Raw genomic sequence first — 15,003 nt, 5'->3', positions numbered from 1 at the left:
CCTTCTGTTGCGTGGTGGTTCTCGTACGGGCCTGCCGGACGGCAGGGGTCAGGAGCGCAGGCCCGCGTCGACCTCCGCGGCGGACATCTGCCGGACCTGCAGGACGAGACCGGCGACCCGCTCGACGTCGAGGCCGGACGCCGCGCCCTGCGCACGGACCAGACCCGCGAGGGCCGCCACGGTCGGCGCTTCGATGAAGAAGTGCAGGGGCAGTTCGATGCGGAACAGCCGGCGGATGTTGGAGACGACCAGCGTCGCGAGCAGCGAGTGGCCGCCCAGGCTGAAGAAGTCGTCGTGGACGCCGATCCCGGGGACGCCGAGCGCCTGCTCCCAGATGCCCGCGAGCACCCGCTGGACGTCGTCCGACGGTGCCACGCGCTCGGCGCCGGTGGCCGGCCCGGCCGGATTCGGCAGCGGGAGCGCCGCGCGGTCGACCTTGCCGTTCGGGGTGAGCGGGAAGGTGTCGAGCACGGTGAACGAGGAGGGGATCATCGGGGTCGGGACGATCCGGCCCAGGTGGCGGCGCAGCGTGTCCGCACCCGGTACGGTCGCGTTCTGGGCGGCCGTGACGTACGCGGCCAGAGCGAGGTCGCCCTGCCGGTCGGGGAGCGCCAGGACGGTGGCCTCGGCGACCGCCGGGTGGGTGCGCAGCGCGGTCTCCACCTCGGCGGGCTCGACGCGGTAGCCGCGGATCTTGACCTGGTGGTCGAGGCGGCCGAGGAACTCCAGGGTGCCGTCGGCCTTCCAGCGGGCCCGGTCGCCGGTGCGGTAGAGGCGCTCGCCGTGTGCGAAAGGGTGCGGGACGTAGCGTTCGGCGGTCTGTCCCGGCCGGCCGAGGTAGCCGCGGGCCAGCTGGACGCCTCCGATGAGGAGTTCGCCGGGAACGCCGATCGGCTGGAGGCGGCCGAGCTCGTCGAGGACGTACAGCTTCACTCCGGCGATGGGCGAGCCGATCGGCACGGGGTGGGGGACCGGAACCGGTACCCGGTGCATGGCCACGTCGATGGTGGACTCGGTGGGGCCGTAGCAGTTGTAGAGGTCGGTGTGCGGGGCGAGTTCGAGGAACCGGCCGGCGAGCTCCGCCGTCAGTTCCTCGCCGCCGCTCTGGGCGATGCGCAGGGTGCGCGCGGCCTCGGCGAAACCGGGCTGGGCGACGACCTGGCGAAGCGTCGAGGGGACGAAGTCGGTGGCGGTGACCCGGTGGCGGACCAGCACCTCGTGGACGTAGTGGGCGTCGGTGCCCAGCCGGGGCAGGGCCATGACCTGGCGGGCGCCGCTCAACGGTGGCACCAGGATCTCCCACAGGGAGGGGTCGGCGGTGATCGGCGTCTTGTGCAGGACGGTGTCGGCCGGACCGAACCCCAGCGAGTCGATCATCTCGCGCACCCGGTTGGAGATGGCGCGGTGCGTGACGACGACGCCCTTGGGCCGACCGGTGGAGCCCGAGGTGTAGAGGACGTAGGCGGCGTTGTCCGGGGTGAGCGTGATGCCCGGCCGGTCCGCGGGGCAGTCGGCCAGGACGGCGCCGAGGGTGTCCACGGCGACGGTCTCCACGGCGGTGTCCCGGCCGGGCAGCGTGACGGACGGCACTCGGCCGACCAGCGCCGAGAGGGTCAGCACGCGGACCGTGCGGGCGTCGCGGATCAGCTGCTCGTGGCGGTCGGCGGGGTGGTCCGGCTCCAGCGGGACGTACACCGCGCCGGCCTTGAACACGCCGAACAGGGCCACCATGAAGTCGAGACCGCGCGGCAGGCACAGGCCCACCCGGTCCTCCGTCCGCACTCCCGTGTCGCGCAGCCAGTGCGCCAGCCGGCTCGACCCGAGGTCCAGTTCACGGAAGGTCAGGGAGGGGGAGGCGACGGCGTCGTCTCCGGAGTCGGCGAGGACGGCCACCGCGTCGGGGGTGGCGGCGACCTGCTCGGCGAACCAGTCCGTGAGCAGCCGGGGCGGGCAGGCGGCGTCGGCGGGTCCGCTCATGGCCCGCAACCGGTCACGCTGGGCGTCGGACATCACCGGAAGCTCGTCGATGCCCGTACCGCCGTCGGCGGCGACCGCCGCGAGGACGGCTTCGACGGCTTCGCCGATCCGGGCGGCCGTGTCGTGGTCGTAGAGGTCGAGGGCGTAGCCCAGCCAGCCGGACAGGCCGCCGTCGGGGGTCGGGGAGAATTCGACGGTGAGGTCGAGGTCGGCACCGGCGCTGGTGGTGTCGGCGATCTCCACCTGGACTCCGGGAAGGCGCAGATCACCGAAGGGCACGTTCCGCAGGGCGAGGAGGGTGTGCAGCAGCGCACCGCGGCGACCCGTGGCCTGCTCGCCGTCGGCGGCCTGCACGATGCGCTCGTACGGGATGTCCTGGTGGTTCATGCCGGCCAGGGTGCGCTCGCCGGCCTGGCGCAGCAGGTCGCGGAAGGAGGCGCCGCCGTCCACGTCGAGGCGCAGCGGCAGGGTGTTGACGAAGAAGCCCACGAGGCGTTCGAGTTCGGGGCGGGAGCGGCCCGCGACGGGGACGCCGACGACCAGGTCCCGCTGGCCGGACCAGCGGTGCAGGACGACCGCGTAGGCGGCGAGCAGGACGCTGAACAGGGTGGTCCCCTCGGCCCGGCCCAGCTCCGTGAGCCGGGCGGTGAGACCGGGGGAGAGGGACAGCGGGACGGCGCCGCCCCGGTACGTGGGGTCCGCGGGCCGGGACCGGTCGGAGGGCAGGTGCAGTTCCGGGGCCCCTTCGAGCACCTGCTGCCAGTAGGCGAGGTGCTCACCGGCGGCCTCGCCCTCGGTCCGCTCGCGCTGCCACGCGGCGAAGTCGGCGTATTGCACGGGGAGTTCCGGGAGATCGGCGGACCGGGATCCGACGGCGGCGGAGTACGCCTCCATGAGGTCGTCGACCAGTACGCCGAGGGACCAGCCGTCGACCACGATGTGGTGGACGCACAGGGCGAACACCCAGGAGCGGACCCCCTGGGCGTCCACGCCGACCCGCCAGAGTCCCGCGCGCAGCAGGGAAGCGGCTGCGAGGTCGAACGGGCGCGTGGTCAGCGACGCCACCAGGCCGTCGACGTCGGCCGCGGCGGCATCCTGGGACACCAGGTCGACGGCGACCTCTCCCGGGGCACGGACGACCTGGGTCAGGCCCTGGTCGGGGGTCAGCTCGAAGCCGGTGCGCAGGGCCTCGTGCCGCTGCACGACGGTCTCCAGGGCCGTGCGCAGGGCCTCTTCGTCGAGGTCGCCACGCAGCCGCAGCACGATGGGAAGCAGGTAGGTGACGGCGTCGGGGGCCAGCTCGTGCTGGAAGTACAGCCGTTCCTGCCCCTGGGAGGCGCGGTGCCGGCTGACGCCGGGCGTGCGCGGCAGCCGGGGCACGGCGTCCTGCCGGGCCCGTCCCTGGGCGAGCCGCCGGTTCAGCAGGGCGCGCCGCTCGGGTGACAGCTCGCTGAGCGCGCGGTTCAACTCGGACATCGGTCGGTTACTCCTGGGGCGTCGAGGGAGGCGGGGCGGCCGGGGCGGGGGCCGGGCGCGGGGCTCGGAACGGGTCGGGGACGACGGTCAGAGCAGGTCGAAGTCGATGATCAGAACGTCGCGGTGGGCCGGCAGCGCCGGATCCACCGGCTGTAGCGCGGTGACGTCGTGCAGCACCCGGCGGTCGTCCACGAGGAGCTGGTCGCCCGGCTCGGCCAGGGTCACGGCGAGCAGCTGCGTGCCGTCGTCGCTGTAGAGGGAGGACTCGCCGCCGCTGACATTGCGGCGGTCGACGAGCAGCGAGGTGACGAAGGTGGAGCCGTCGCGGTGCCGGCCCTGCGGGGCGGGCTTGCCGGTCTGACCGGGGCTGGTGACGATGCGGAACGGGTGCAGCTTGACGTCCCACGAGGTAACGCCCTCGGCGGCGCTGAAGACGCGGCCGAGGGTGAGCACCGTGGCCCGGGTCAGCGGATCGGCGAGGAACTCCCCGGTGAGCGGTTCGAAGTGGCGCTGCTGGCCGCCGTTGAGCGGGTTGGTCGTGAGGTCCTGCTCGTAGGGGCCGTGCGGCAGGGCCGTCAGCGTCTCGGTGGCGGCGTCGAGGTGGAAGTGTCCGTAACGCCGGTAACGGTACGTGCCGTTGTCCCGCATGTACCCGTCGACCGCGAGGTCGTCCCAGTGGCGGGCGAAGCGTGCCCAGTCCCCGTCGGTGGCGCCGAGGAGCTCGGAGAGCGGGGCTGCGGCCAGCAGGTGGTGGCCCGTACCGGACAGGTCCTGCGCCGCCCGGGTCTCGGCTGCGGTGAGTGCGGTCGGGGTGGGCTGGTCGGACACGGTGGGCTGCCTCTCGCTGGATCGGGAGCACGGACCGTCCGTGCCTCAACCCTTCCGATCCTGGCCGTGCCCACCGGTCCGCAGCAGTCGGGAGAACCCCTGACATGCCCCGTCAGGGCAGGTCAGAGGGCCGGAGCCGACAGGATCAGCCGGATCTCGCTGACGCGGTAACCGCCCCGGCGGAAGGCGTTCGCCATGGGTACGTTGGTGGAGTCCGTCGTGGCGGTGATGCGCTGGGCGCCCTCACCGGCGTGGAAGCGGGTGATCTCACCGAGGACGTCGTCGATGTACCGCCGGCCCCGCAGTTCGGGGACGACGCCGAGGTAGCCGACGTTCGGCCCGTACGGGGTGCGGGACGGGATGGCGAAGCCGGCGAGCGTGCCGTCCAGGGTGTGCGCGAGGCGCCACCACTCCCGCTTGCCCGGGCAGCCCAGGTAGAACTCGAGGTCGTCGCGTGCGGCGCCCTCCTCGCCCATGGAGGCGACGTTGGAGAGGGTCTCGCCGTCCAGGCTGCCGCGCGCGACCTGGCGGAACACCTCGACGAACGCCTCGTCGTCGGGCTCGGCGGTGAACACGAGCCGGTCCGAGGGGCCGGGGGTCCCGGACTCCGGTGCCCATTCGAAGCGGAGGCGCTGAATCCGCTCGCTGAGCCCGGCGGTGCGGGCGGCCTCCTCGCGCCAGGCGACGGCCTCCGCGCGGGACGTCTCGTCGCCGATGTCCTGCGGAAGCATGATGTTGTAAGAGGGCGGGGTGGCGGCCCCCTGCTCCGCGAACGCCTTGTGGGCGGCGGTGAGCAGCTCGCCGGCGAGCGCGGCCGGATCGGCGACGGACCCGTGCACCGACAGGCAGTCCAGGGTGATGGGGCGCTCGCTGTCGGAGCGGCCCCACCACAGGGCGCGCGCGAGGATCCGGCCGTCCTCCTCCGCGACCCACGTCCACTCCGGCCGGCACTGCCGGGCCGTCGTCTCCTCGCGGTGGCGCTCGGCGTCGATCCAGGCGATGGGCTCCGTCACCTCCCAGGCCAGGACCGCGTCCAGGTCGCTGTCGGTCGTCGGACGGTAGTGCATGGTGCCTCCGTGGAGTGTGGGGTGCAGAAACTCTGTCACCGAGCACGGCCACCGGTCAGTCAGGGGTCTTCCCGACTGCCGCCGCGGGTGCGGGCGGGCGCAGGATGCAGCGGACCGGTCCACGTCCGACCCAGGAGGTCCACTCCCGATGGCTGAGCAGTCACTGGCGATCACCACGTCGTTCGCCCAGCAGAGCCTCTGGCTGCAGCACCAGATCGACCCCGGCCGCTCGGCCTACCACGTCGTGGCGGCCGTCCGGCTGCGCGGCCCGCTCGACGTCCCGGCCCTGGAAGCCGCGCTGAACGCGGTGGCCGCGCGGCACGAGACGCTGCGCACGGTCTTCCGGCTCGACGGGGGGACACCGGTCCAGGTGATCGGCCCCGTCGCACCGCTGGCCGTCACCGTGGCCGAGGCCGCCGCGGGGGAGGTGGAGGCGCTCGTCCAGCAGGAGATCGAAACTCCGTTCGATCTGGCTGCGGGACCGCTGGTGCGCCTGCGGCTGCTGCGTCTCGCGGCGGACCACCACATCGCGGTCCTGGTGATGCACCACATCATCACCGACGGCGAATCCTCCGGGATCCTCCTGCGCGAACTGCTGCTGCATTACGCGGCCGAAGTCGCGGGCCGCCCTCTGGAACTGCCCGAACTGCCCGTCCAGTACGCCGATTTCGCGGTGTGGCAGCGCGGTCTGCTCAGCGGGGACCACCTCGGCCGGCTGACGGAGTACTGGTCCGGGCGGCTCGCGGGCGCGGCCCCCCTCGGCCTTCCCCGCCCGTCGGGCGCGCCCAGTGGTCCGTCGGCGGCCGCCCTGCACGAGCTGACGGTCCCGGCTCCCCTGCTCGGCCGCCTCCAGGAGGCGGCCAGGGAGGCTGACGCCACCCTGTTCATGATCCTGCTGGCCGGCTTCGAGGTGCTCCTCGGCCGGTGGTGCGGACAGGACGACGTCACCGTGCTCTCCCCGGTCTCCGGCCGCTCGCGCCCCGAACTCGAAGAGCTCATCGGGTACTTCGTCAATCCACTGCTGCTGCGTACCGACCTGTCCGGGGACCCGGACGCACGGACGGTGCTCTCCCGCGTGCGCGACACCTGCCTCGGTGCGTACGACCACGAGGAGCTGCCCTTCGAGCAGGCCGCGCACCTCTTCGGCGCGGACGACGTATCTCGCGCATCCGGCGCCGCGCGCGAACGGGGCTCAGGGGACTCGGTGATGATGGTGCTGCAGTCCGCGCGGGAGGAGAGCTGGAGCCCGGCGGGCCTGGAGTGGGAACAGCTCCCGGTCGGCATCGGCACGGCCAAGGCCCCGCTCGTTCTCGACCTGCGGCCGGGCGACGGCGTGCTGCACGGCGTGCTGGAGTACGACAGCGGCCTGTTCGACGCGGACACGGTCGCCGGGCTCGGCGCCGCACTGCTGGCGGCCTGGGAGTGGCTGGCCGCGGCGTCCGCGCTGCCGCTGTCCGCGGCACCGGGCCTGCCGCAACCCGTGCAGGCCACCCCAGTGGACGGCGTCCCGACCGCGACTGCGGCCGCCGCCGGCCCGGCCGCGTATCTCGCGCCGCGCACCCCGCTCGAAGAGGAAGTGGCCCTGATCTGGGGCGAGCTGCTCGGACGCGAACGCGTCGGGGTGCACGACAACTTCTTCGACCTCGGCGGCCAGTCGCTGGCCGCCGTGCGGCTGACCGCCCGGCTGCGCGAGGAATTCGGCATCGGCCTCGCGGTCCGTGACCTGTACGCCAACTTCACCGTCGAGGAAGTGGCATGGCGCCTCCTCGACGCGCTGGCGGCCGAAGAGGCCGAAGAGGCCGGCGCCGCCGTTCCCGCCGTGTGAACCGCCCCCGAACGAACCCTGGAGAGAAATGTCCACCCCCGTACTGTGCTTCCCCCCCGCCGGGGCGGGCGCCAGCTTCTTCCACCCCTGGCTCGGACACCGGAACGACCTGCGCGTCGTCCCCGTACAGCTGCCGGGCCGTGAGCGCCGCCTCATGGACGAGGAGTGCACCGACCTCGACTCCCTCATGGCCCGGATCGTCCCGGAACTGCTCGCCGAGATCGGCGGCGCCGAGCAGGTGGCCGTCTTCGGCCACAGCTACGGCGCGCTCCTGGCGTACGAGACCGTCCGGCGGCTGTCCGAGCTGGCGCCCGCCATCGCGCTGACCCTGGTGGTGAGCGGGTCCAACCGGCCCGGCACCCCGCGGGCCGGCCGGGTCACCGGGCTGCCGGACGACGCGTTCGTGGCCGGCGTCGCCGAGATCGCGGGCTACCGCCACCCGGCCTTGGACGAGCCGGAGCTGCGGGAGCTGCTGCTGCCCGTGCTCCGCACCGATGTGGCGATGCACGAGAACTACCGGCACACCGCCACCGCCCCGCTCGACGTCCCCGTACTGGCCGTGCGCGGCCGGGGGGACGACCTGGTGTCGGCCGCCGAACTCGACGAGTGGCGGGAGGTCACGACCGCCGGGTTCGACTACGCCGAGCTCGACGGCGGCCACATGTACCTGGTCGACGGCTGGGCCGCGTTGCTCGACCTGGTGGCCGGGTCCACGGCTGCCACGGTCGCCACGGCGGCCGGAGCGGCCGGAGCTGCCCGGTGACGGGCCGACTGGCCGCAAAGACCGCGATCGTCACGGGCGCGGGCCGGGGCATCGGGCGGGCCTGCGCACTCGCGCTCGCCGGCGAGCAGGCGTCCCTGGTGCTCGTCGACATCGCCGCCGAGGTGGCGCGGGTTCCTTATCCGATGGCATCGGCCGCGCAGCTGGAGCACACGGCGCGGATGTGCCGCGAGCGGGGGGCCGCAACCCTGACCGTACGGGCCGACGTGCGCCGGGCGGACGAGGCCGAGCGGGTCGTCGCCGAGGCCGTGGCCCGCTTCGGACAGGTGGACGTGCTCGTCAACAACGCCGGCGTCGCCGGGCCTTCGGGCCGGATCGTGCACGAGGTCGACGAGGCCGACTGGTCCGTGATGATCGACTCGAACCTCAACGCACCCTGGCGCATGATCAAGGCGGTCGGTCCGGCCATGACCGCGCGCCGCACCGGCTCCATCGTCAACATCGCCTCCACCGCGGGCCTGGTCGGCTACCGCAACTTCGCCGGGTACGTGGCCTCCAAGCACGGCCTCATCGGCTTGACCCGGGCGGCGGCCCTCGACTACGCGCCCTACCGGGTGCGGGTCAACGCGGTCTGCCCGGGCTCCGTGCGCGACACCGTGCACGGTGAGGGCCGGATGCTCGCGGAGATCGGCCGCAGCATCGGTCTCGACGCGGCCGAGCACGAGGAGGCCTTCATCACCCAGCAGCCGACCAACGCCCTGGTCGAGGCCGAGGACGTGGCCGGAGCCGTGGTGTGGCTGGCCACCGACGAGTCGCGGTCGGCCACCGGGAGCGTTGTCACCGTCGACGGCGGCTACAGCGTCCGCTGAGGTGCCGTCCGCCGTCCGTCGTCCGGGTTCAGGGGCGGGCCGTTCCGAACCCTTCGGGGCGGCGCTCCCCTTCTCGCGCGCCCTCTTTGTTCTTCTTCCCCTTCCCCTTCCAGTTCCAGGTTCTTCAGGAGTGTGACGTGTCATCGGAGCGTGCTGGAGGCGCCGTAGGGCGCGGCCTGTCCCATCATGGAGCCGTTTACCGGGTGGCCGGTGGCGCCGCCCTCGACGAAGGTGCGGCCGCGGCCGTCGCGGGCGGGCCGGTGCGGCTGTGGACGGAGTCCGTCACCGGGCCGTCGGACGGTCCGGTCGCCGAGCGCCGCCGGGCCGCCGAGCTCCATGCTCCGCTCGCGGGCGCGGCGGTGCGGGCCGTCGTCCTCGCGTACGAGGACGGGGTGCGCGAAGTGGTCCTGGCCGGCGGCCCCGGTCTCGGCGTGGTCGCGGCCGCGCTGCTCGGGGACGCCGGCGCCGCGCCCGCTCCGGGCACCGCGGCCGCCCTGCTGCCGCCCGACGGCTCGCTCGCCGCGCTCCCGGTCGCGCTGCCGGACGCCGTGGCCGCCGCCGACCTCACCGCCGACCTCGCCGCCGCGCTCGCCCTGGTGCTCACCCGCTCCTGCGCCGCACAGCGCCCGGCGCTCGACGTGCACGTCGAGGGGGCGGCCGGGGGGTACACGGCCGCCCTGCCGGACGAGGACGACGAGGACCGCACGGTCACGGAGTACCGCGCCCGCGCCGCCCGCCACCCCGGCGCCATCGCCCCCGACACCGGCGGGATCCGCTTCGCGCTGCGCGTGGACGGGGCTCCGCGAGCCGCAGGACAGACCCACCGGCTGCCTCCGCTGGACGCGCGGCACGCCATGACGGTGAGCGTGCACGCCGCCGAGGGGACGGCCACCGCCTGGTACCGGCCGCAGGACGTCCCCGCCTGGCGGGCGGAGATCCTGGTGCGCCAGCTGGCCACCGCCCTGGTGGAGCTGACCTCCGGCGACCAGGACCGCCGGCTCGCGGGTGTGGAAGTGACCGCCGCCCCCGAACGGCGCCGCATCCTGGAACTGGGAAGCACTCCGCGCGCCGGGCACCGCCGCGCGGGGACCCTCCACGAGCAGGTCCTCGGCCGCGCCTTCGCCGATCCGCACGCGATCGCCCTGGTCGACGGCGACACCTCGGTCACCTACGGCCGGCTCGCCCGGCGGGCGGGCCGGCTCGCCAACGCCCTGCGGGAGCTCGGGGTCGCACCCGGGGACCGGGTCGGCGTCTGTCTCGACCGGGGCTCCGACCTGGTCGTCGTCCTGCTCGCCGTGCTGGCCGCGGGGGCCGTGTACGTACCGCTCGACCCCACGAGCCCGGCCGACCGGCTCACCTACATCGCGCGGGACGCGGGGCTGTCCCTCGTCCTGGTCACCGCCGGAAACGCGGACGCGACGCCGTTCACGGCGTGCACCGCCGTACCGCTGGACCGTCTGGACGAGCTGGCCGAGGGTGCGCCGCAGGAGCCGCCGGCCTGCGGCACCGGACCTGACGACCCCGCGTACGTGATCTACACCTCGGGCTCCACGGGACAGCCCAAGGGCGTGGTCGTCCCCCACCGCAACGTGTCGGACCTGCTGAGCGCGACCGAGAGCGACTTCGGCTTCGGACCCGGCGACGTCTGGTCGTGGTTCCATTCGGCGGCCTTCGACTTCTCGGTGTGGGAGATCTGGGGCTGCCTGCTCACCGGGGGGAGGCTCGTCGTCGTCCCGTACTGGACCTGCCGCTCCCCGGAGGACTTCCGCGAGCTGCTCCTCAAGGAGCGCGTGACCGTCCTCAACCAGACGCCGTCGGCCTTCGCCCGCCTCCTCGAACTCGAGCGCGGAGCCCGGAACAGCCCGCTGGACGTACGCCTCGTGGTCTTCGGAGGGGAGCCGCTGGACGCGCGTTCGCTGACGCCCTGGTTCGACGCGCACCCGGAGTCCCGGTGCCGGGTCGTCAACATGTTCGGCATCACCGAGACGACCGTGCACGTCACCGCGCAGACCGTCACCCGTACCGAGGCGCTCGCCGCCTCCCGCTCGGTGGGCAGGGCCATACCCGGCTGGTCCGTGCGGATCCTGGACGGCCGCGGCAGGCTGCTGCCGCCCGGTTCGCCCGGCGAGATCGCGGTGGCCGGCGACGGCGTGGCCCTGGAGTACCTGAACCGGCCCGACCTGACGTCCCGCCGTTTCGTCGCGGACCCGGACGGCGCGGGCCGGCTCTACCTCAGCGCCGACCTGGGCGTCCTGCTGCCGGACGGCCGCCTGGAGCACCTGGGGCGCCTCGACGACCAGGTGAAGGTACGCGGATACCGCATCGAGCTGGGCGAGATCAGGAACGTCCTGCTCACCCACGAGGCCGTCGTCGCGGCCGCGGTGGTTCTGGGGCGCGACGCCTCCGGGGACGTGTGCCTCGACGCGTACGCGGTGCTCGACGGCGCGGACCCCGCGGAGGTGCGGCGCCACGCGGCGCGCGTGCTGCCCGAGTACATGATGCCGACGACCCTGACCCGTGTGGAGAGCCTGCCGCTGACCGTCAACGGGAAGGTGGACACGGCGCGGCTCCCCGCCCCGCAGGCCCCCGCACCCGTGACGGCTCCGGCCGCCCCGAAGCCCGCGGCGGGCCGTGGCACGCAGGCACTCCCGGCCGCGCAGGCGACCCGGAGCGGCGCCGATCCGGTGCTGGAATCCGTACTGGAGGTGTGGCGGGAACTGTTCCACGCCGAAGTGGGCCCCGACGCGGACTTCTTCCACCTCGGCGGCAACTCGCTGCTCGCCCTGCGGATCGTGCGCCTCCTGAAGGACCGTGGCCTCGCCGTCGGCGTGCGCGAGGTGTACCGGCTGCGCACCCCTGCCGGGCTGGCGCGGCTCTCCGCCGGGCAGTGAGCCGGGCCGACCGGCGCCGCCGTGGCGGGCGGGTGCCGCAGGGGCGGCCGAAGCAGGTAGGGGATCCTCCTGACTGCCCTGCGGTGCACGCGGGTTGATCCCATCGGTGCATGACGGGAACACGAGTGGACAGGACGGACCCCGCGGTCCGGGCCCGCCTCGAAGCGGCGCTGATGCGCCGCCGGGGTGCCGGGGCCCAGGGCATACCGGTGCTTCCGCGCCCGGCCGGGGAGCTGAGCTTGCGGGCAGCGGTGACACAGGAGGGCATGTGGGAGGCGCTGGCGGGGAGCAGCGGCCCGGCGCCCGCGATCCTGGCGGCCGTGCGCCTGTACGGAGCACTGGACGCCGGGGCTCTGGAGGAGGCCTGGAACGCCGTCGTGGCCCGCCACGAAACCCTGCGCACCCGCCTGCGGGTGGAGGGGGGCGTCCTGACCCAGGTGATCGCGCCGGCCCTGCGGCTGCCCGTGGAGCTGGTCGAGTCGGCCGCCGCCGAGGACTTCGGCGCGTTCGTGTGGCAGGAGGGCGACCGGCCCTTCGACCTGGAGCGCGGGCCGCTGGCCCGGCTGACGCTGGTCCGGCTCGGCGAGGAGGACCACATCGCCTTCCTGATGGTGCATCACATCATCGGTGACGCCCGCACGGTCGAGGTCGTCGTGCGCGACCTCGGAGCCTTCTACACCGCCGCACGAGCGGGCGTACCCGCCCCACTGGACCCGCTGCGGGTGCAGTTCGCCGACTTCGCCGCCTGGCACCGCGAGCTGCTCGCGGGGCCGCGCGGCACCGAGCTGACGGACTACTGGGTGGCGCGGCTCGCCGGCGCCGAGCCCGCGGTGCTGCCGGCAGACCTGGAGCTCCCGCCGAACCCGTCCACGCGGGGCACGGGGATCGACGTACCCATGCCCGACGAGCTGTACGCGGCGGTGCGCCGGCTGGCCAAGGAGCACGCCACCACGCTGTACACGGTGGGGCTCACCGCCTTCACGGTGCTGCTCGCCCGCCGCTCCGGCCAGCGCGACATCTGCGTACGGGCACCCATCTCGTTCCGGGACACCAGCGACGTGCGCGATCTCGTCGCGGACTTCTCCAACGACGTGATCGTCCGCACCGGCCTCGGCGCCAATCCGACCCTCCACGCGCTGCTCGACCAGGTCAAGGCCGGCACGGCGGCCGATTTCGCCCGCCACGACCTGCCACCCCACCTCCTCGAACCGCACCTGCCGGACCCCGGGCTGCTCGGCCGGCTGTTCCACGTGCAGTTCACCGCGGAGGAGGAGTTCGACACCCCGGACACCCTCGGCAACCTGCGCATGGAGCCGGTCGTGCCCGAGCGCCAGCACGTGCTGCGCCCCCTCAACATCCGGTTGCGGTACGACGCCCGCCACGCGCACTGCATCGTGCTCTACCGCACCGAGCAGTTCACGGCCGGCCGCATCGAGGAACTGATGCGGGAATACCACGACCTCCTTGCCGAAATGGCGGAGTCGCCGCAGAACCGGGTTTTCACCTGATCCCACTGTCGGGGGTTTCCCCGACTACTTCCCCCATGGCTTCCGGGACATTCTTCGGACCATGGAATTCGCCTCGTGGAGAAACTCCGCGAGGAATCATTGCCCGACTTTCCAGGAGATGTACATGAGCAAGATCGCGGTCCTCACCAACGACCTCCAGTTCGACATGGTCCACAAGAACCAGGAGCGCATCGACGCCGTCACCGCGGCCACCCCGGCGTTCTCCGGCTTCCTCCACGACATGCGCAAGCGCGGCCACCACGTCCTGCACCTCCAGCTGATCAACCTGCCGGACGACCCGAACGTCGAGCTGCACAACGGCATCGTCCCCTCGCAGAAGGGCAGCCACGGCGCGGAGATCCTGCCGGTGTTCATCGAGGACACCGACATCCTCGTCGAGAAGAACAAGGACAGCGGCTTCTACGAGACCGACCTGCACGAGCGCCTGCAGGCGCTGGGTGTCGACACGGTCCTGGTCACGGGCATGCAGGGCCAGATCTGCGTGCAGACCACCGCCGCCGACGCCTTCTTCCGCGGCTACAACGTCTACGTCCCCAGCGACTGCGTCGTCTCCGCCCAGGAGGCCGACAAGGTCCGCGCCCTGGACTGGCTGGCCGGCTACTGCGCCACGGTCGTCGACTCCGCCGAGATCCTGCGCCTGATCGACACCGAGGGCGAGCTGCCCCGCAAGGTCGTCCAGACCCCGTGAGCCGGAATTGAACCGGAATTCCTGAAAACCGGCACGCGGCAGTTCCGTACGCCGTGGTGCCGGCCACCCACAGCCGAAAGAGACGGCTCACTGTAATGAGCACGAAGTCCTTGCTGGATCAGAAGATCGTCCTTGACCACGGCACCGGTGCCCGACTCAGTCGGGAACTGGTCGACTTCGTGGTGGAGGTGCTCGGGGATGTCTACACGGGCGAAATGGAAGACAGTGCGATGCTGCCGGTTCCGGCCGGCCACATCGCCCTGACCACCGACTCCTTCGTGGTCGACCCGCCGCTGTTCGGAAACGGCGACATCGGCAAGATCGCCGTCTGCGGCACGGTCAACGACCTCGCCGTCGTCGGCGCGAAGCCGGAGTTCCTGACGCTGGCGATGATCCTGGAGACCGGCCTGCCGATCTCCACCCTGCACCGCGTCCTGGAGTCCGTCCGGGACACCGCCATCGAGGCCGGCGTCAAGATCGTCGCCGGTGACACCAAGGTCGTCGGCGAGGGCGAGGCGGACAAGATCTTCCTCAACACCACCGGCGTCGGCATTTTCCACCGCCCTCCGCTGCGCATGACCTCGGTCCGCCCCGGCGACCGCATCATCCTCAGCGGGCCGATCGGCAACCACACCGTCCACCTGCTGTCCGTCCGCGAGGGCCTGGGGTTCGAGACCAACGTCCTCAGCGACTGCGCCCCGCTGAACGGGATGATCGGGGAGCTCGACGGGCTCATCGAGCGCGGGGTGGTGCACTCGATGCGCGACGTCACGCGCGGCGGTCTCAACGCCGTCCTGCACGAGTACTCCTCCGCGGTCGGCCGGGTCGTCTCGATCCGGGAAGAGGCGCTGCCGATCGAGTTCGCCACCCGCATGGCCTCGGACATGCTCGGCATCAACCCGATCAACGCCGCCAACGAGGGCTGTCTGGCCCTCTTCGTCGCACCCGAGGCGGTGGACGAGGTCCTGGCCGCGCTGCACGCCCACCCGTACGGCAAGCACGCCGTCGTCATCGGCGAGATCACGGACCGGGCCGACCAGAGCGTCGAGATGACGGGCGCCGACGGCAAGGTCGACACGATCGAGGAACTGCAGGGCGCGGAACTTCCGCGTCTCTGCTGAGCGGAGCGGTC

Annotated in this window: 10 protein-coding genes and 2 pseudogenes; 7 read left to right on the top strand and 5 right to left on the bottom strand. The window is 72.9% G+C overall.

Annotated features, from left to right (window positions below; genetic code table 11):
• Positions 1-48: 48 nt before the first annotated feature.
• From AC0693_RS23045 to AC0693_RS23025, 5 genes and pseudogenes are all read right to left on the bottom strand, one after another.
• Positions 49-663, bottom strand: a complete 615-nt coding sequence (locus AC0693_RS23045) for a phosphopantetheine-binding protein (RefSeq protein WP_478802836.1) — start codon at positions 661-663, stop codon at positions 49-51.
• A gap of 12 nt (positions 664-675) precedes the next feature.
• Positions 676-1,977, bottom strand: a pseudogene (locus tag AC0693_RS23040) (amino acid adenylation domain-containing protein); the annotation flags it as partial.
• Positions 1,978-1,995: 18 nt separating this feature from the next.
• A pseudogene (locus AC0693_RS23035) lies at positions 1,996-3,453 on the bottom strand (condensation domain-containing protein); the annotation flags it as partial.
• An 87-nt stretch (positions 3,454-3,540) separates the two neighbouring features.
• Complete coding sequence (locus AC0693_RS23030; RefSeq protein WP_478802741.1) at positions 3,541-4,281, bottom strand: 2OG-Fe dioxygenase family protein; 741 nt, start codon at positions 4,279-4,281, stop codon at positions 3,541-3,543.
• Positions 4,282-4,403: 122 nt separating this feature from the next.
• The gene (locus AC0693_RS23025) at positions 4,404-5,348 is read right to left on the bottom strand and encodes a GNAT family N-acetyltransferase (protein ID WP_478802740.1); all 945 of its coding nucleotides are present in this window, start codon (positions 5,346-5,348) and stop codon (positions 4,404-4,406) included.
• Positions 5,349-5,496: 148 nt separating this feature from the next.
• Here AC0693_RS23025 and AC0693_RS23020 point away from each other — a divergent pair, with 148 nt between their 5' ends.
• From AC0693_RS23020 to hypE, 7 genes are all read left to right on the top strand, one after another.
• Positions 5,497-7,173 (top strand): condensation domain-containing protein, encoded by a 1,677-nt coding sequence (locus AC0693_RS23020; protein WP_478802739.1) that lies wholly within the window; start codon positions 5,497-5,499, stop codon positions 7,171-7,173.
• Between the two features lie 28 nt (positions 7,174-7,201).
• On the top strand, positions 7,202-7,936 hold the full coding sequence (locus AC0693_RS23015; protein WP_478802738.1) for a thioesterase II family protein: 735 nt from the start codon (positions 7,202-7,204) through the stop codon (positions 7,934-7,936).
• The gene (locus AC0693_RS23010; protein WP_478802737.1) at positions 7,933-8,763 is read left to right on the top strand and encodes an SDR family oxidoreductase; all 831 of its coding nucleotides are present in this window, start codon (positions 7,933-7,935) and stop codon (positions 8,761-8,763) included. The genes AC0693_RS23015 and AC0693_RS23010 overlap by 4 nt, the downstream gene beginning before the upstream one ends.
• A gap of 203 nt (positions 8,764-8,966) precedes the next feature.
• Positions 8,967-11,654 carry a non-ribosomal peptide synthetase gene (locus AC0693_RS23005; RefSeq protein ID WP_478802736.1) on the top strand — a complete coding sequence of 896 codons (2,688 nt, stop codon included), beginning with the start codon at positions 8,967-8,969 and terminating at the stop codon, positions 11,652-11,654.
• A gap of 110 nt (positions 11,655-11,764) precedes the next feature.
• Positions 11,765-13,162 carry a condensation domain-containing protein gene (locus AC0693_RS23000; protein ID WP_478802735.1) on the top strand — a complete coding sequence of 466 codons (1,398 nt, stop codon included), beginning with the start codon at positions 11,765-11,767 and terminating at the stop codon, positions 13,160-13,162.
• A 124-nt stretch (positions 13,163-13,286) separates the two neighbouring features.
• Positions 13,287-13,871 carry a cysteine hydrolase family protein gene (locus tag AC0693_RS22995; RefSeq protein WP_478802734.1) on the top strand — a complete coding sequence of 195 codons (585 nt, stop codon included), beginning with the start codon at positions 13,287-13,289 and terminating at the stop codon, positions 13,869-13,871.
• Between the two features lie 95 nt (positions 13,872-13,966).
• Positions 13,967-14,992 carry a hydrogenase expression/formation protein HypE gene (hypE, locus tag AC0693_RS22990; protein ID WP_478802733.1) on the top strand — a complete coding sequence of 342 codons (1,026 nt, stop codon included), beginning with the start codon at positions 13,967-13,969 and terminating at the stop codon, positions 14,990-14,992.
• Positions 14,993-15,003 lie beyond the last annotated feature (11 nt).

It is taken from the genome of Streptomyces sp. NPDC043876 (assembly GCF_056435825.1).
This window is presented reverse-complemented; position numbering and strand designations above follow the sequence as displayed.

Coding starts and splice junctions, on each gene's coding strand:
- AC0693_RS23025 (WP_478802740.1), bottom strand. CDS start 5,348: ATGCACTACCGTCCGACGACCGACAGCGACCTGGACGCGGTCCTGGCC.
- AC0693_RS23020 (WP_478802739.1), top strand. CDS start 5,497: ATGGCTGAGCAGTCACTGGCGATCACCACGTCGTTCGCCCAGCAGAGC.
- AC0693_RS23015 (WP_478802738.1), top strand. CDS start 7,202: ATGTCCACCCCCGTACTGTGCTTCCCCCCCGCCGGGGCGGGCGCCAGC.
- AC0693_RS23000 (WP_478802735.1), top strand. CDS start 11,765: ATGACGGGAACACGAGTGGACAGGACGGACCCCGCGGTCCGGGCCCGC.
- AC0693_RS22995 (WP_478802734.1), top strand. CDS start 13,287: ATGAGCAAGATCGCGGTCCTCACCAACGACCTCCAGTTCGACATGGTC.
- hypE (WP_478802733.1), top strand. CDS start 13,967: ATGAGCACGAAGTCCTTGCTGGATCAGAAGATCGTCCTTGACCACGGC.